This window comes from Prauserella cavernicola (genome assembly GCF_016595675.1).
GTDB classification, from domain to species: domain Bacteria; phylum Actinomycetota; class Actinomycetes; order Mycobacteriales; family Pseudonocardiaceae; genus Prauserella_A; species Prauserella_A cavernicola.
The window spans coordinates 140,438-156,499 of the sequence record NZ_JAENJH010000009.1 but is presented as its reverse complement, the minus strand read 5'-3'; the positions used below and the strand labels follow the sequence as shown (position 1 = coordinate 156,499).

Sequence of the window (16,062 nt, the reverse complement as noted above, 5' to 3'; positions counted from 1 at the left end):
ACTAGCCGGTGGCGGCGGGCTTGGCGTAGAGCCGCGTGGCCGACAGGCGCGCCACCCCGTCCGGGTCTGCCAGCTCGTCCAGCTCCTGGCGCAGCGTCGCCTCCACGGACAGGTACTTGCGACCCGCCCTGAGGTCGGCATCGTTGCGCAGGCGGACGATGAGCGGGAACTCGCTGAGCGCCCCGGCGTCGAACAGGCCCGTCGTGTAGATCAGCTGCACACCCAGCGCCCTGGCCACGGCCCGCTGCAGCTCCAGCAGGTATCCGGCCGAGGCGCGGCCGATCGGGTTGTCGAGGAAGAGCACCCCGGAGTGCGGGTTGCGCATCTTGCCCCGGTTGTTGGCCCGCAACGCCGCGAGCGTGCAGTACAGGATGATCGCCGCGGTCAGCTGCTGGCCGCCGGAGAAGACGTCGCGGATCTCCGACACCCGCTGCCGTTCGGTCCGCAGCACCGAGTCCGGCTTGAGCATGTCCACGCGGAATCCCTTGGGCGCCGCGGCCTGCACACCGCGCAGCAGCAGCGACATCCCGTCGCGCTTGACGTCGCGGCCGTCGCTGGTCTTGCCCGCCGCGGCCTCGTCGACGACCTCGCCGAGCTTCTCGGCCAGTTCGCTGCCCTCGAGCTCGGTGAACCGGATGCGCAGGAACTCCTGGCCCGACCAGTCGCCGAGTCCGTCGGGCAGCCGCGACACGCGCTGCGCCGAGCGCAGGGTGCGCAGTGCGCCCTCGGCCATGCTCTGCAACCGCGTGACGATCCCCGAGCGGTGCCGGTCGATCTGGGCGAGGTCGTCGGTCAGCGTGCGCAACCGGGGCCGCAGCGCCTCCGCCCACTCCTGGGCGTACTGCGGGAGGCTGTCGCGGCGCACCGAGATCACCTGCTGGCGCACGGGCGTCGTGAGCTTCTCGAAGCGTTTCTCGGTCGCGTACTGGGCAAGCGTGTCCGAGGCCGCGCGCACACGCTTCTCGGCCTCGTCGACGGTCTCCTGCGCCCGCGCGAGCGTGGAGCTCAGCTCGCCGTGGCGCGACCGCGCGGTCTCCACGTCGGCGTCGTAGACCTGGTCGGCCTCGCCCGGAGGCGCGTACGGCGCGAGCGACTCGGCGAGCAGACCGAAGCCCGACGCCGACTGGCGGGCCGAGTCCAGCGACGCCTGCGCCGCGCCCCGCTGCTCCTTGAGCTCCTCCCACGTGCGGGCGGCAGCGGAGACCTCGGCGGCCGCGGCGTCGATGAGCTCCCTGCCGTGCTCGATGTCGCGCGGCTTCTCGAACGAGTCGAGCGGCCCCTGCTGTTTGGGCAGCTGGTCCAGCTCGGCCCTGCGGGTGGCGAACACGCCGATCACCTCGGCGCGCTCGTCCTCCAGCGCCGACACGGTGCGCGCGGCCCTCGCCTGCGCGGCCGCTCGCGCGGAGGCGTCGGAGCCGTCCGGGGTCTCCAGCAGCTCACCCGCCATCGCGCGCACGGCCTCGGGCAGGTTCTCCAGCGCGGCGCGGGCGGCGGACTCGGCGCTCTCGGCCTGCTCGAGCTCGGCGCGCAGGTCGCTGCCGACCTCCACCTTGGCGTAGGCCTCGGCCGCGGACGCGAACGTGCGCCGCAGCGCGTCCACCGGCTCCGCGGGCGCGGTGTCCTCTTCGGACACCGAGCCGCCGCCGGGCACCTCGGCCAGCTCGGCCCTGGCTGTGCTCGCGGTCCTGCGGTGCCCGTCGGCGGTGCGCTGGTGCTCGGCCGCGCGCTCGCGCAGCCGCGCCGCCTTGGTTCCCGCATCGGCCGCCCGCGCCTCGGCCCGGTCCGCGACCTCCCCCGCGTAGTCCCGTTCCTCGGTCCACTGTGGAATGCGGGCGGCCCGGCTCGCCAGGTCCTCGAGCCTGCGGGCCTTCTCCTCGACCTCGCGCAGGGTGGCGCGCAGCGCGGGCACCCGCTCGCGCGCGGTGTCGCGGGTGGACGTCAGCCGCGCCAGCGTCGCGTCCGCCTCGGTGACGGCGGCCTCCGCGGCCTCGCGCGCGGTGACGGCGCTCTGCGCCTGTTCGGCGAACACGGCGATGCTGCCCGGCGGGTAGTCCTCGCGCCAGGTGGTGAGCTTCCACGAGAGCGCCGCGTCCGCGCCGATCGACTCCTCCAGCTCCGTGAGCCGCCGGTGCCGCTGCGACTGTCTGCGCGCGATGGCCTCGCGCTCGCTGTCGGCGGCCTCCTCGTCGTACATCGCGGGGTTGGGCGGCACCAGGAACTCCACGCCGGGCGCGGTGTCCAGCCCCGCGTCGGCCAGCGACGCCGTGACACCGACGGGGATCGCCGCGCTCGGCAGCAGGCGCTGCTCGGCGAGCACCTCCTGTGCCCTCGGCAGGTGTCCCGCCTCGTTGAGGAGCACGCCCGCGACGAGCTGCGGCGCGCGGCGCAGGGCCTCGGCCCGCTTCGCGGAGTCCAGTTTGGACAGGTAGCGCCAGCCGGACCAGGCCGTGATCCCGGCGGCCTCCAGCGCGTCGAGCGCGGCCTGGACCTCCTGCGGCGGCGGCAGCAGCCCACCCGAGCCGAGCGCGCCCAGCGCTCGCTCGTCGAGCGACTCCTCGATGCGCAGCGCGGTCTGCTCGCTCTCGGCCGTCGCGCGGGCCTCCCGCAGCCGGTCCAGCAGCGCGGGCGTGTCGGTCTCCAGCGCCACGTCGCCGGTGCCCAGCAGTTCACCGAGGCGGGCCTCTGCGGCCAGCGCGTCGGTGCGCCGGTGCGCCCGCTCCAGCTCGTCGGCCGCGCGCTCGGCGCGGTCGCGGGCCGAACCGGACGCGCGGTGCGCCTCGTTGACGGCGGTCTGCGCGGCGCCGAACTCCTCGGCGACCCGCTCCAGCTCGGTCTCCCGCCTGGCCAGCTCGTCGGTCGCGGTCTCGGCGGCGGCACTGGCGAGCCTGGCCGCCTCGGCGACGTCGGCACCGGAGCTCAGCAGGCCGTCCTTGCTCGCCCGCGAGATCTCGGCGCGAACCTCCTCGATCCGGCCGCCCAGCCCGTCGGCCTCGGCCCTGCGGTTGGCGGCGGTACCGGTGGCCTCGTCGCGCTCACGCTGGGCCTGCTCGGCCTCGGCCCTGGCCTGCTCGGCGGCGCTCTCGGCCTCGTCGGCCTGCTCGTGGGCCTCGCGCGCCAGGCCGAGCAATCCGCGCGCGAGCGCCACGGCCGCGGCGTTCTTGGCCTCCAGCGCGGGCTGCGCCTTCTGCTCGCGCGTGCCGACCAGCTCGCGAATGTCGCGCGCCCGGCGCGTGGCGTTGAGATGGGTGAGCACCGTGCTGGTCTCGCGCCACGCCTCGGCCACCGTCTTGGCCTCGCCCAGCTCCGCGTCGAGGCGCTCCTTGTCGGCCTGCGCCTCCTCCAGCAGCAGCCCGGCGACCGTGCGCCGCAGCTCGGTCACCACGGCGGCGAGCCTGCGGTGATCGCCCTCGGCGAGCTTCTCGGCGTCGCCGACCTCCTCGACGTGCGCCTCCAGCCCGGCCAGGCGCTCGTTCTCGATCCGGTCGCGCGCCGCGATGCGCCCGGCCAGCGTCTGCAGGTCCGCGCGCGCCGTGCCCGCGAGCTTGCGCGACGCGGCGGCGAGGCGCTCCTCGTCGGTCAGCGGCGTCAGCAGGTCCAGCGCTCCGGCGACGAAGTCCCGTTCGGACATCAGGTCGCCGCGCTGCGCCAGGTTGCTCGCGTAGGTGGCCACCACCTCGGCGAGGTCCTTCGGCTCGTCCTCGGTGATCACGGCACGCAACAGGAACTCGACGAACGCCTCGTCGGTGTTGAACGCGAACGCGTCGGCCGCCTCGCCCTCGCCCGCGTTCATCGCGCGCTGGTACCGGAACAGCTCGGTGTCGAGGCCGATGAGGTCGAGCCGCTCGGTCCACTCGTGGTGCCTGCGGGTCCAGAACAGCTCCAGCTCAGGGACGTCGGAGTGCAGCTCGCCGAGCCGGTCGTGGAAGCCCGACATCGTGAGCAGCCTGCCCTCCGACGTCAGCGGCAGTGAGTCGAGCCCGACCGATGTGCTGGGCCGGAAGCAGTACCAGGAGTCGATGAGGTTGGCCGGATCCGACGAGGCGACGTGCCCGCGCCACTCGGACGCCTTGCCCGTGATCACGCGCTCGCCGGTCTCGGTGTGCTGCCACTCCAGCACCACGTGCGCGACGTCCTTGGCGCCCACGAACTTCTCCAGCACGCGCGTGTTGGTGGTTCCGACCACCTGCCGCCTGCCGGGCAGCATCACCGAGAAGATCAGCTTGATCAGCACGGACTTGCCGCCGCCGTTCTCCAGGAACAGCACGCTCGCGGGCGAGGGCCTGCGTGGCAGTCCCTGCTCGGCCGAGTGGATCCCGGCGCCGAACAGCGCGTCCTGCTTCGGCGCGGTGATCACGTCGCCGACGCCGCTGAAGTCCAGCACCACGTCCTGGTAGCGGGCGCCGCTGGGCCCCACGGAGTGCAGCCGCACCCGTGACAGCTCGTACATGCCTCTCCCCCTACAGCGCTACAGCGTGTCCGAATTGGCGGCCCGCAGGCTGCCGTTGCCACCGGGCACCGACACGACCCCCAGCGTCAGCAGCTCGTCGAAGGCCGCGTCGGCGGCGAGCTCGCGCACCTGCACCTGGTAGCGCGGCGTCGTGCGGTAGGTGCCGCCCTGCTCGCCACTGACCTGCACCAGAAAACCCTGCTCGGACAGGAACCGTAGCGCCCTGGCCACCATCCCCCGCGTGGTGTCCGACGAGAGCCTGCCGTCCTTGGTCGCCGCGGCCGCGGGCCTGCGCGCGTACGCCCGCCACGCCTGCTCCAGCTCCGGCGCGTCGGCGAGCGGGTCGTTGTTGCCGTCGGCCGCGGCCGCGCGCTCGTCGAGCAGCCTGCACGCCTCGCGGACCACGCCGTCCACCTGCTCGACGCTGACCCGGCCGATGTAGGTGTCGTTGGCGAGGTCGTCGGGCCGCGGGTAGCCGAGCGCGGCCGTGGCGAGGTGGATCAGCCCGTGCAGCACCTTCTCGGTGTCGCGCCGCTCGCGGATCTTGCTATGCCGCGCGTAGCTGTCCATCTTGATCTCGAAGATCGACTCGTCGGTGGCGGCCAGCACCGCACCGGCCTGGGCGCTGACCTCCAGCACCATCAGGCCGAGGCCCGCGGCCACCGCGTGCGTGAGCTGCTTGAACGAACTGTCCTCGCCGTAGCGCCGCACCAGCTCGCCGTACACGACGTCGCGGCCGGGCAGCAGCTTCGGCCGCATGCCGAACGACACCAGCCGTGCGGCCGCCTCCGCGTCCGCCGAGGAATGCCCCGTGCTCACGCCACCTCCTCGCTTCCTGTGTCGTCAGTGCCGTCGGTGCCATCGGAGTTGTTGACGCCGGCGGACATGAGCAACAGGTCCGCACCACCGAACTCGGGATCCTCCAGCGGCGTGCCGTCGTCCAGTGCGAGCAGCACCCGCCGCTCCCCCTGCCTGATCGCGGCGCCGACCTCGGGACCGTAGGCGTACAGCGCGCGCAGCGCCACCAGCCGCGCCACGCCCGCGTCGGTCTCCCGCGCCTCGGCGATCAGCCCCGAGAGCCTGCGCGGCACCTCGGGCAGATCCAGCAGCGTGTCGGCGTAGCGCCACTGCTCGTCGCTGTAGCTGTCGGTCACCTCGGCGGGCAGCAGCTCGGGTTCGGGCACCTCGCCCACCAGCTGCTCGCGCTCCGGCGCGGGCCGCAGCAGCAACGACACCAGCGACGGCAGCGACGGCACGGTCGGCACCGCGATGCCGGTGGCGGCGTGGAAGTACGCCTGCGTCGGCGCCACGGCGTCGGCGAGCGGCAGCTCCAGCGTGGGCGTCAGCAGCTGGCCGAACACGTCGATCGCGGCGCGCTGCGGCGGCCCGGAGAACTGCTGGCGGTCCTGCTCGGCGCGGAACACCGCGCCCGCGGCCTGCAACCGCGACTGGAGTTGCGTGTGCCTGCGGATGCAGTCGCCGACGATGTCGACCAGCTCCGCCGCCCTGCGCTTGCGGCTCGGGTCCTCGGCCTCGTCGCGCGCGGCCGTGATGTTCTTCAGGATCGCCGTCTCGGACCGGAACCGGGACTCGATGTGCGACAGCGCGGCGTCGAGCAGCTCGGGCACCTCGCGCTCCCAGTCGACCGAGCGCACGTCGCGCCGGGTCGCGTCGAGCTTGGCGCGCAACGTCTCCCCGTACTGCACCGTGCGGTAGCGCGCCTGCTCGGCGGCGAGCTTCGCGTCGGCCAGCCTGCCCCTGCTGATCAGGTTCTCGAGCTTGACCTCGGCGGCGATCTGCGCCGACTCCACATCGGTGTCGAGCGCGCCGACGAGCACGTTGATCGCCTCATCGGTGGCGCGCAGGTACACCTCGCCGTCCGGTGCGGCCAGCTCGACGAGGAGCTTGAAGTCGAACGCGCGCCGCCGGTACCGGCCGTCGGCGTCGACGGAGCCGTAGACGCGCCGGAAGCCGCGGTCGGTGGTGCCGACGTTGATCAGGTTGTCGAGCACCCAGCGCGCGACGCGGGTGTGCTCGGTGATGGCCCGGCCCGGCGCCTGCGCCGCGATGAACGGCAGCAGGCGGTTGACCACCTGCTGGTGATCGGCGCCGGTGTCGAAGTCCATGGCGATGGTGACCTGGTCGATCGTGTGCAGCCCGATCTCGGCCATCTGGTAGATCGTGGCGTCGGCCCAGTCCAGCTTCGACTTGCGGGCGTCGAGGTCGTGTAGCGGCGCGGTGCACGCGAGCGCCTTGAGCCTGCGGGCCAGCCCCTCGTCGGGGTCCCCCGTTCCGGCCATCTCGTCATCACGCACAGCGGAAAAGAGTATGCGAGGCGTGCGAGGCCCGCCTGCGAGGGAGGTAGCTTGCCCCTCATGCGTGAGATGACGAGAGACGAGTGGCGGGAGTTCGCGGGCACCGGAACGCTCACCGGCAAGCTCGGTGTGGTGCGGGCCGACGGCTCCCCGCACGTGACACCGATCTGGTTCGTGCTCGGCGAGGGCCCCGGCGGCGACGAGCTGATCTTCAACACCGGAGCGGACACGGTGAAGGGCAAGGCGCTGCGCCGCGACGGCCGGATCTCGGTGACCGTCGACGACCAGCGTCCGCCGTACTCGTTCGTGCAGTTCACCGCGCAGGCGCGGATCTCGGAGGACCTCGAACAGATGCTGCCGTGGTCGACGCGGATCGGCGGCAGGTACATGGGTGAGGATCAGGCCGAGGCCTTCGGCAAGCGCAACGCCGTCGAGGGCGAGCTCCTGGTCCGCGCGACGATCACCAAGGTGATCGCCATCGCGAACATGGCCGACTGAGCCGGTAGGGGCCGCCCGCGTGGGCGGCCCCTCCCCGGTTCAGGCCTCTTCTTCGAGCATGTCGGGCGTCACGGCCGACTCGGTGTCGGGAATCCCCAGTTCGCTCGCCCGCTTGTCGGCCATCGCCAGCAGCCGCCGGATCCGGCCCGCCACGGCGTCCTTCGTCATCGGCGGATCCGAGAGCTGACCGAGCTCCTCCAGCGACGCCTGCCGGTTGGACAGCCGCAACTTGCCCGCGGCCAGCAGGTGGTCGGGTGCGGCGTCGCCGAGCACGTCCATGGCCCGTTCGACCCTGGCCGCCGCGGCCACGGCGGCGCGGGCGGAGCGGCGCAGGTTCGCGTCGTCGAAGTTCGCGAGCCGGTTGGCGGTGGCCCTGACCTCACGGCGCATCCGGCGCTCCTCCCACGCCAGCACGCTCTCGTGCGCACCGAGGCGGGTGAGCAGCGCGCCGATCGCGTCGCCGTCGCGCACCACCACGCGGTCGGCGCCGCGCACCTCACGCGACTTCGCCTGGATGCCGAGCCTGCGGGCGGCGCCGACGAGCGCGAGCGCGGCCTCGGGGCCAGGGCAGGTCACCTCGAGCGACGACGAGCGACCGGGCTCGGTCAGCGAGCCGTGCGCGAGGAACGCCCCGCGCCACGCGGCCTCGGAGTCGGCGATCCCACCGGACACCACGGCGGCGGGCAGCCCGCGCACCGGGCGGCCGCGCTGGTCGATGAGCCCGGTCTGCCTGGCGAGGCCCTCGCCGTCCTTGACCACCCGCACGACGTAGCGCGTCCCCTTGCGCAGCCCGCCCGAGGTGATCATGTGGATGTCGGCCTGGTGGCCGTACAGGTCGTAGATCTCCCTGCGCAGCCGTCGCGCCACCGAGCCGGTGTCCAGCTCGGCCTCGACGACCACGCGCCCCGCGACGATGTGCAGCCCGCCCGCGAACCGCAGCATCGACGCCACCTCGGAGCGTCGAGGAGAGGTCTTCGTGATCTCCAGCCTGCTCAGTTCGTCCTTGACGGCAGCCGTCATGGCCATTACTGCCCCTCCCTCTCGCGCTCGGTCAGACCGAGAGCCTCTCGCACACAGCCGGCCAGGGCATCCGGGTCGTGGCGCCCCACCACGCCTGGGGCGGCGATCGACGCCAGATGCGCACGCCCTCCCAGCGCGGCCGCGGCGCGATGCAGTCGCGCCGGCGTCGGCACGGAGTCGCGATCGGCGACCACCGCGTCCACCCGCAGCCGGGGAGCGTGGTCGAAGAGTACGTCCAGGTGCCGTTCGGGTGAGAAGCCAGCCGTCTCTCCCGGCTGCGGAACGAGGTTGAGAATGACGATCTTGGTGGCCGAGGTCCGGACCAGAGCGTCGTGCAGCTCGGGCACGAGCAGGTGCGGCAGCACGCTCGTGAACCACGAACCGGGGCCCAGGAACACGGCGTCTGCCCCGAGCACCGCCTCCACCGCATCGGGGCACGCCGCGGGCGGCGTCCCCGGCAGGCCCGCGGCGTGCACCCTGATGCGGTGGACCTGGCCGGGTGTGCTGGCGACGGCGACCTGACCGCGGATGCGGCTCACCTCGTCGCCAGGTTCGAGCCCGGTGACCTCCGCCTCGATGTCCAGCGGATCAGCCGACATGGGCAGCACGCGACCCGAGAGCCCGAGCAGCCTGCCCGCCTCGTCGAGCCCGGCCACCGGGTCGCCGAACACCTCGAAAAGCCCTGCCAGCAACAGGTTTCCCACCGCGTGGCCGGCGAGCGCTCCGGTGCCGCCGAAGCGGTGCTGGAACACCTCGGCCCACAGCGCGCCGCCGTCCTCGGCCTCCGCCAGCGCGGCCAGCGCCTGACGCAGATCGCCGGGCGGCAACAGACCGAGCTCACGGCGCAGCCTGCCCGACGACCCTCCGTCGTCGGCGACGGTGACCACGGCGGTGACATCCGGGGTGATGCGGCGCAACGCGGTCAGCGTCGCGTGCAGCCCGTGCCCCCCGCCGAGCGCGACGGCCCGCATCCCGGAGTTCACTCCCTGCCCAGGTCCCGGTGCACCACCTTCACAGCCATGCCATCCTCTTTGGACAGACGAGCGGCGAGTTCCTCGGAAATGGCGACGCTGCGGTGCTTTCCGCCCGTGCAGCCGACGGCGAGCGTCAGGTAGCGCTTGCCCTCACGCTTGTAGCCGGCGCCGATCAGCCCGAGCAGCTCGTGGTAGCGGTCGAGGAACTCCTCGGCGCCCTCCTGCGTGAGAACGTAGTTGCGCACGTCGCCGTCGAGTCCGCTGTGGTCGCGCAGTTCCGGGATCCAGAACGGGTTCGGCAGGAAGCGCACGTCCATCACGAGGTCCGAGTCCATCGGCAGACCGTACTTGTAGCCGAACGAGAGCACGGTGACCCGTGTCTGGCTGCTGGCCTCGGTGCCGAACGCGTCCTCGATCTTGGAGCGCAGGTCGTGCACCGACAGCGCGGAGGTGTCCAGCAGCAGGTCGGCCTCCTCGCGCAGCGGCGCGAGCAGCGCGCGCTCGGCGGTGATGCCGTCGATGAGCCTGCCGTCGGCCTGCATCGGGTGGCCGCGCCGCACCTGCTCGAACCGGCGGATCAGCACGGCGTCGGTGGCCTCGAGGAAGAGCACTCTCGGCTTGTAGCCCCGCGCGTCGAGGTCCTTGATCACCGAGGCCAGGTCGTCGGTGAACGCCCGCGAGCGCACGTCCATCACCACCGCCACCTTGGTGATCGCGCCCCGCGCCTGCGCGCCGAGCTCGACCATGGTGGAGATCAGTTCCGGTGGCAGGTTGTCCACCACGAACCAGCCGAGGTCCTCGAGGCACTTGGCCGCGGTGCTCCGGCCGGCGCCGGACAGCCCGCTGACCACGGCGACCTCGATACCGGAGGTCCTGGCGTCTTCCTCAGTCACGTCCGTGACTCCCCTCGTTCTTCACTGTTGCCCCCTCGGCGAGCGCGGAGTGCACGACCTCGGCCGTGCGCCTGCCGAACCCGGGTACCTCGGCGATGTCGTCCACGTTCGCCTGCCTCAGCTTCTTGACGGAGCCGAAGTGCTTGATCAGCGCGGCCTTGCGCGCCTGCCCGAGCCCCGGCACCCCGTCGAGCGCCGAGGACTGCACGCGTTTGGACCGTTTCTGGCGGTGGTACCGGATGGCGAAGCGGTGCGCCTCGTCGCGTACCCGCTGCAGAAGGTACAGCGCATCGGACGTTCTCGGCAGGATGACCGGGTCCGGATCGGCGGGCAGCCACACCTCCTCGAGCCGTTTGGCGAGGCCGACCACCGCCACGTCGGTGACCCCGAGGTCGGCGAGGACGTCGGCGGCGGCCGTCGCCTGCGGGCCCGCACCGTCCACGACCAGCAGGTTCGGCGGGTAGGCGAACTTGCGCGGCCTGCCCGTCTCCGGGTCGATGCCCGGCGTGGTCTCCTGCTGCTCTGGCTGGTCGTCCTGGTCCGGCTGGTCCGGTTCCGCCGTGTCGTCCGCAGGGCCGGTCCCGGTCTCCTTGAGATAGCGGGAGAAGCGGCGCCGCACGACCTCCGCGATGGCGGCGACGTCGCCCTCGGTGGCCGCCTCGCGCAGCGCGAAGCGGCGGTACTCCGACTTGCGCGGCACGCCGTCCTCGAACACGACCAGCGAGGCGACGACGTCGCTGCCCGCGATGTGGCTGATGTCGACGCACTCGATGCGCAGCGGCGCCGTGTCGAGCCCCAGGTTCTCCTGCAGCTCGGCCAGCGCGGCGGAGCGGGCCGTGAGGTCGCCCGCCCTGCGCAGCTTGTGCTGGGCGAAGGCCTCGTGCGCGTTGCGGGCCACGGTCTCGGCGAGCGCGCGCTTGTCTCCGCGCTGCGGCACCCGCAGCTGCACCCGCGCGCCACGCAGCTCGCTCAGCCACTCGGCGAGCGCGTCGGCGTCCGCGGGCAGCTCGGGCACGAGCACCTCGCGCGGCACCACCACGCCGCCCTCCCCCTCCGGCGTCTCCTTCGCGAGCTCGGCCTGCTCCGCGTAGAACTGGCTGAGGAACTGTTCCACGAGCGCGGGAACGTCCATCTCCTCGACCTTGTCGATCACCCAGCCGCGCTGGCCGCGCACCCGGCCGCCGCGCACGTGGAAGACCTGCACGGCGGCTTCCAGGTCGTCGTGGGCGAAGGCGATCACGTCGGCGTCGGTGCCGTCGCCGAACACCACGGCCTGCTTCTCCATCGCCCTGCGCAGCGCGCCGAGGTCGTCGCGCATACGGGCGGCGCGCTCGAACTCCAGCGACTCGGCCGCCTGCGCCATGTCCTTCTCCAGTCTGCGCACCATCGTGTCGGTGCGGCCGGCGAGGAAGTCGCAGAAGTCGCCGACGATGTCGCGGTGCTCCTCGGCGGTGACCCTGCCGACGCACGGCGCCGAGCACTTGTCGATGTAGCCGAGCAGACAGGGCCTGCCGATCTGGCCGTGCCTGCGGAACACACCGTTCGAGCACGTCCTGGCGGGGAACACACGCAGCAGCAGGTCGAGCGTCTCGCGGATCGCCCACGCGTGGGCGTAGGGCCCGAAGTAGCGCACGCCCTTCTTGCGCGGGCCGCGGTAGACGTGCAGGCGCGGGAACTCCTCGTGCAACGTCACCGCGAGCACCGGATAGGACTTGTCGTCGCGGTAGCGGACGTTGAACCGGGGGTCGAACTCCTTGATCCAGTTGTACTCGAGCTGCAGCGCCTCGACCTCGGTGGACACGACGGTCCACTCGACGCTCGCGGCGGTGGTGACCATCTGCCTGGTCCTGGGGTGCAGTCCGGCGAGGTCGGCGAAGTAGGAGTTCAGCCTGCTGCGCAGGCTCTTGGCCTTGCCGACGTAGATGACCCGCCTGGTGGCGTCGCGGAACTTGTAGACGCCGGGCGCCTCCGGGATGCTGCCGGGCGCTGGTCGGTAGGTCGAGGGGTCAGCCACTCCACCAGCCTATGGCGGACCTCCGACATCCCTCCGAGGCCCCGCTCAGAGCTCCAGCAGCGCGGCGACGACCTGGTCGACCCGCTCGGCCACCACGTGCGGGCGCTCGGCCACGGCGGGCAGCCCGCCTTCGAGCCGCGTCGCGAACCCGGCGAGCAGTCCGGCGCGGACGGCGCCGTGGGTGTCCCAGGAGTGCACGGCGACGAGCGCGGTCCGGCTCCGCTCGGTGCCGGTCTGCTCGCAGGCCCACTCGTAGACCTTCGCGGGCGGCTTGAACGACCGGATCGCCTCGGCGGAGAGCACCTTCCTGAGCTTGTGCCGGATTCCGTAGCAGTCGGCGATGGTCTCGAGGATCGCCGAGGAGCCGTGCGTGAAGCCGTACGCGGGCACATCCGCGGCGGCGAGCAGGTCGAGCGCGGGCTCGGCGTCGGGCTGCAACGGCAGGTCGGCGAAGGAGTCGAGGATGTGGTCGCGCCACGCCTTGCTGAGCGTGTGCCCGGTGGTGAGGTCCAGCTGGGCCGCCGCGACGTCCCGGAACGACGGCGCGTCACCGGCGAGGGTGTAGGCCATGCCGTCGCGCAGTGTGCGGGCGAAGAACAGCTCCAGCTCGTGGCCCGGTCTGCCCGCGTCGGTGAAGCGCTGCCGCAGCGGCTCGAGCCGCACGAGCGTCTCGAACACGTCGAACAGGACCACGTCGGGCCTCGCCGCCCTCGCGCGCGTCATGACCCCAGGGTACGGACCAGAGCCGCGCCGTATAGGTCGTTATACGGAGAACATGTGTGCGAAAGTGGCCGGATGCGGATCGCCACGTGGAACGTCAACTCGGTCACCGCTCGCCTGCCCCGGCTGCTCGCCTGGCTGTCCTCCGCGCAGCCCGACGTGCTGTGCGTGCAGGAGCTCAAGTGCACCGACGAGGCCTTCCCCACCGCCGAGATCACCGAGCTCGGCTACGAGGTGGCCAGCCACGGCACCGGCCGGTGGAACGGTGTCGCCGTGCTGTCGAAGGTCGGGCTCACCGACGTCACCCGCGGCCTCGTCGACCAGCCCGGCTACGAGGACGTCGCCGAGCCGAGGGCGATCGGCGCGACCTGCGGCGGCGTCCGCGTGTGGTCGGTGTACGTGCCCAACGGCCGCGAACCGGACCACGCGCACTACGCCTACAAGCTGCGCTGGCTGGAGGCTCTGCAGACGACGGTGCTCGCCGAGCGCGCGGCCGAACGCCCGTTCGCGGTCCTGGGCGACTTCAACATCGCACCCACCGACGACGACGTCTGGGACATCTCGCTGTTCACCGAGTCGACCCACGTCACCGAGCCCGAGCGCAAGGCGCTGGCGATGCTGCGTGACACCGGCCTCACCGACGTGCTGCCGAGGGCGCTGAAGTACGACCGGCCCTTCACCTACTGGGACTACCGCCAGCTCGCGTTCCCGAAGAACAACGGCATGCGCATCGACCTGGTCTACGCCGACGCGGCGTTCGCGGGCGCGGTCACCGACGCCTACGTGGACCGCGACGAGCGCAAGGGCAAGGGCGCCAGCGACCACGCCCCGGTGGTAGTCGACCTCTCCCTGTAGCACCCCTGACTGCGGTGAAGGGCACCTTTACTGCGTTCAACGCAGTTAAGGTGCCCTTCACGACATGCGTGGCTACTCGCCGCGGGCGGCCTTGTGCAGGCGGCGCAGTGCGCGCACCGCTTCCACGGCGCGGGCGCGGTCGACCGACTGCACGGCCAGCACGGAGTGGTACTCGTCCTCGGGCAGCTCCAGCCGCGCGAACGACGCGCCGTCGGGGAAGCTCACCGACAACACCTCGCTCCAGGCGAAGCGGCGGCTGACGAGCACGTTGCGCACGTCGATGCCCTCGGCGTCCGCCTTCACCTTCGGCATCGCGAACAACAACGACGCGCCACCGAGCAGCACCCCGACGCCGATCATCGCGACCTGGTCGCTGACCTGGAAGATCACGCCCGTCTCTGAGTTGCGCAGCAACACGGCGACCACGGTGAACACCGTCACCAGCAGCAGCGCGAGCGCGCTCGCCATCCACGCGGCCCGTCTCGGCCGGATCACCACGGTCGCCTGTTCGGTCACCACAGCACTACTCACACAAAGCCTCGTTCCGTCCACGGCTGGCGCAGACCGCGCAGGACGTTCGCGGTCGTCAGTGCCGCGACGGTGGCCTCGCGGCCCTTGTCCTCGGCCGACCCGGGCAGCCCGGCCCGATCCAGCGCCTGTTCCTCGGTGTTGCACGTCAGTACGCCGTTGCCGACCGGGGTGCTCTCGTCGAGCGCGACCCTGGTCAGCCCGGCGGTCACGGCGTCGCACACGTACTCGAAGTGCGGAGTGCCGCCCTTGATCACGACGCCGAGCGCCACGACCGCGTCGTGGCCTCGGGCCAGTTCCTGTGCCACCACCGGCAGCTCCACGGCGCCGGAGACCCGCACCACGGTGGGCTCGTCGGCGAGCTTGACCTCACCGGCCGCCGTGAGCGCGTTGGCGAGCAGGCTGTCGGTGATCTCGGCGTGCCAGCGCGTCGCGACGATGGCGAGCCGCAGGTTCTCGCACTCGGCCAGTTCGAGGCCGGAGTCGTCGGGCCTGCCCTCTCCGCTCACGCCTTGCCACCACCGTTGCGGACGTCGCCGACCTCGGCGCCGACCTCGTCGAAGTGTTCGAGCTGCGACAGGTCGTGGCCCATGCGGTCGCGCTTGGTGCGCAGGTACCGCAGGTTCTCCGGGTTGGGCGAGACCGGCAGCGGCACGCGGCCGGTGACGCGCAGGCCGTAGCCCTCGAGGCCGACCCGTTTGGCCGGGTTGTTGGTGAGCAGGCGCATGGACACCACGCCGAGGTCGCCCAGGATCTGCGCGCCGGTGCCGTAGTCGCGGGCGTCGGCGGGCACGCCGAGCGCGAGGTTGGCGTCGACGGTGTCGGCCCCGGCGTCCTGCAGCTGGTAGGCCTGCAGCTTGTGCAGCAGGCCGATGCCCCTGCCTTCGTGGCCCCGGATGTAGAGGACCACGCCGCGGCCCTCCTTGGCGACGGTCTCCAGCGCCGCCTGCAGCTGCGGGCCGCAGTCGCAGCGCAGCGACCCGAACACGTCGCCGGTGAGGCACTCGGAGTGCACGCGCACGAGGATGTCCTCGCCGTCGCCGACCTCGCCGTAGACGAACGCGACGTGCTCGATGCCGTCGAGCAGGCTGTCGTAGCCGATGGCGCGGAACGTGCCGGCCGCGAGGGGGATGCGGGCCTCGGCGACGCGCTCGACCTGCTTCTCCTTGCGCCTGCGGTAGGCGATCAGGTCGGCGATCGTGATCAGCCGCAGGTCGTGGTCGGCGGCGAAGACCTCGAGCTCGTCGCGCCGGGCCATGTCGCCCTCGTTCTTCTGCGACACGATCTCGCAGAGCACGCCTGCCGGCGCGAGCCCGGCCAGCCTGGCCAGGTCGACGGCGGCCTCGGTGTGCCCCGGCCTGCGCAGGACGCCGCCCTCTTTGGCGCGCAGCGGCACCACGTGGCCCGGCCTGCGGAAGTCGCCGGGCTGCGACGTCGCGTCGGCGAGCAGGCGGATGGTGTGGGCACGGTCGGCGGCGGAGATGCCGGTGCTGATGCCCTCGGAGGCGTCGACGGTGACCGTGTACGCGGTGCCGCGCATGTCCTGGTTCGTGTGGTACATCGGCGGCAGGTCGAGCCGGTCGCAGTCGGACTCGGTGAGCGGGACGCACACGTAGCCCGAGGTGTAGCGGACCATGAAGGCCAGCAGTTCGGGCGTGGCCTTCTCGGCCGCGAAGATCAGGTCGCCCTCGTTCTCGCGGTCCTCGTCGTCCACCACGACGACGGGTCGGCCATCGGCGATGTCCTGGATCGCCCGCTCGATGGTCTCGATGTCCAGCGACGGACCGGCATGTGTCAT

The 16,062-nt window shown here is 72.3% G+C and carries 13 protein-coding genes; 2 read left to right on the top strand and 11 right to left on the bottom strand.

All coding sequences use genetic code 11. The annotated features are described in order from the left end of the window. Position 1 precedes the first annotated feature (1 nt). Genes JHE00_RS27940 through JHE00_RS27930 form a run of 3 tightly spaced genes read right to left on the bottom strand, consistent with a single transcriptional unit; the run spans position 2 to position 6,747 of the window. Positions 2-4,447 carry a coiled-coil domain-containing protein gene (locus tag JHE00_RS27940; protein ID WP_200323747.1) on the bottom strand — a complete coding sequence of 1,482 codons (4,446 nt, stop codon included), beginning with the start codon at positions 4,445-4,447 and terminating at the stop codon, positions 2-4. An 18-nt stretch (positions 4,448-4,465) separates the two neighbouring features. Then, positions 4,466-5,266: a hypothetical protein gene (locus JHE00_RS27935; protein ID WP_200323745.1), complete on the bottom strand. Its 801-nt coding sequence runs from the start codon at positions 5,264-5,266 to the stop codon at positions 4,466-4,468. Next, positions 5,263-6,747 carry a hypothetical protein gene (locus tag JHE00_RS27930; protein ID WP_200324092.1) on the bottom strand — a complete coding sequence of 495 codons (1,485 nt, stop codon included), beginning with the start codon at positions 6,745-6,747 and terminating at the stop codon, positions 5,263-5,265. The genes JHE00_RS27935 and JHE00_RS27930 overlap by 4 nt, the downstream gene beginning before the upstream one ends. A gap of 75 nt (positions 6,748-6,822) precedes the next feature. Here JHE00_RS27930 and JHE00_RS27925 point away from each other — a divergent pair, with 75 nt between their 5' ends. After that, positions 6,823-7,260 carry a PPOX class F420-dependent oxidoreductase gene (locus JHE00_RS27925; protein WP_200323743.1) on the top strand — a complete coding sequence of 146 codons (438 nt, stop codon included), beginning with the start codon at positions 6,823-6,825 and terminating at the stop codon, positions 7,258-7,260. Between the two features lie 39 nt (positions 7,261-7,299). Here the strand turns inward: JHE00_RS27925 and whiA are convergent, their stop codons facing one another. Genes whiA through JHE00_RS27900 form a run of 5 tightly spaced genes read right to left on the bottom strand, consistent with a single transcriptional unit; the run spans position 7,300 to position 12,884 of the window. Then, positions 7,300-8,286, bottom strand: a complete 987-nt coding sequence (gene whiA / locus JHE00_RS27920; RefSeq protein ID WP_200323741.1) for a DNA-binding protein WhiA — start codon at positions 8,284-8,286, stop codon at positions 7,300-7,302. Then, complete coding sequence (locus JHE00_RS27915; protein ID WP_200323738.1) at positions 8,286-9,251, bottom strand: gluconeogenesis factor YvcK family protein; 966 nt, start codon at positions 9,249-9,251, stop codon at positions 8,286-8,288. The genes whiA and JHE00_RS27915 overlap by 1 nt, the downstream gene beginning before the upstream one ends. Before the next feature lie 8 nt (positions 9,252-9,259). Then, positions 9,260-10,147, bottom strand: coding sequence for an RNase adapter RapZ (rapZ, locus tag JHE00_RS27910; protein ID WP_307832147.1), 888 nt, complete (start codon positions 10,145-10,147; stop codon positions 9,260-9,262). Then, positions 10,140-12,161, bottom strand: a complete 2,022-nt coding sequence (gene uvrC, locus JHE00_RS27905; RefSeq protein WP_200323736.1) for an excinuclease ABC subunit UvrC — start codon at positions 12,159-12,161, stop codon at positions 10,140-10,142. Before uvrC ends, rapZ begins: the two co-directional genes overlap by 8 nt. Before the next feature lie 45 nt (positions 12,162-12,206). Then, entirely contained in the window at positions 12,207-12,884 is a 678-nt protein-coding gene (locus JHE00_RS27900; protein ID WP_200323734.1) for an HAD family hydrolase, read from the bottom strand. Between the two features lie 72 nt (positions 12,885-12,956). On the opposite strand from JHE00_RS27900, the gene JHE00_RS27895 reads away from it, so the two are divergent. After that, positions 12,957-13,736 (top strand): exodeoxyribonuclease III, encoded by a 780-nt coding sequence (locus JHE00_RS27895; protein ID WP_200323732.1) that lies wholly within the window; start codon positions 12,957-12,959, stop codon positions 13,734-13,736. Positions 13,737-13,808: 72 nt separating this feature from the next. On the opposite strand, the gene JHE00_RS27890 is transcribed toward JHE00_RS27895, so the two are convergent. Genes JHE00_RS27890 through JHE00_RS27880 form a run of 3 tightly spaced genes read right to left on the bottom strand, consistent with a single transcriptional unit; the run spans position 13,809 to position 16,062 of the window. Beyond that, positions 13,809-14,204, bottom strand: coding sequence for a PH domain-containing protein (locus tag JHE00_RS27890; RefSeq protein ID WP_200324088.1), 396 nt, complete (start codon positions 14,202-14,204; stop codon positions 13,809-13,811). A gap of 59 nt (positions 14,205-14,263) precedes the next feature. Continuing rightward, positions 14,264-14,773, bottom strand: coding sequence for a 6,7-dimethyl-8-ribityllumazine synthase (gene ribH, locus JHE00_RS27885; protein ID WP_200323730.1), 510 nt, complete (start codon positions 14,771-14,773; stop codon positions 14,264-14,266). Continuing rightward, positions 14,770-16,062, bottom strand: a complete 1,293-nt coding sequence (locus JHE00_RS27880; protein ID WP_200324086.1) for a bifunctional 3,4-dihydroxy-2-butanone-4-phosphate synthase/GTP cyclohydrolase II — start codon at positions 16,060-16,062, stop codon at positions 14,770-14,772. Before JHE00_RS27880 ends, ribH begins: the two co-directional genes overlap by 4 nt.

What these genes read in the sequence shown, in the direction of transcription:
- JHE00_RS27940 (WP_200323747.1), bottom strand. Translation starts at nt 4,447, where the DNA reads ATGTACGAGCTGTCACGGGTGCGGCTGCACTCCGTGGGGCCCAGCGGC.
- JHE00_RS27915 (WP_200323738.1), bottom strand. Translation starts at nt 9,251, where the DNA reads ATGCGGGCCGTCGCGCTCGGCGGGGGGCACGGGCTGCACGCGACGCTG.
- JHE00_RS27930 (WP_200324092.1), bottom strand. Translation starts at nt 6,747, where the DNA reads ATGGCCGGAACGGGGGACCCCGACGAGGGGCTGGCCCGCAGGCTCAAG.
- JHE00_RS27895 (WP_200323732.1), top strand. Translation starts at nt 12,957, where the DNA reads ATGCGGATCGCCACGTGGAACGTCAACTCGGTCACCGCTCGCCTGCCC.
- JHE00_RS27900 (WP_200323734.1), bottom strand. Translation starts at nt 12,884, where the DNA reads ATGACGCGCGCGAGGGCGGCGAGGCCCGACGTGGTCCTGTTCGACGTG.
- whiA (WP_200323741.1), bottom strand. Translation starts at nt 8,286, where the DNA reads ATGGCCATGACGGCTGCCGTCAAGGACGAACTGAGCAGGCTGGAGATC.
- JHE00_RS27925 (WP_200323743.1), top strand. Translation starts at nt 6,823, where the DNA reads ATGCGTGAGATGACGAGAGACGAGTGGCGGGAGTTCGCGGGCACCGGA.
- JHE00_RS27890 (WP_200324088.1), bottom strand. Translation starts at nt 14,204, where the DNA reads ATGGCGAGCGCGCTCGCGCTGCTGCTGGTGACGGTGTTCACCGTGGTC.
- JHE00_RS27880 (WP_200324086.1), bottom strand. Translation starts at nt 16,062, where the DNA reads ATGACACATGCCGGTCCGTCGCTGGACATCGAGACCATCGAGCGGGCG.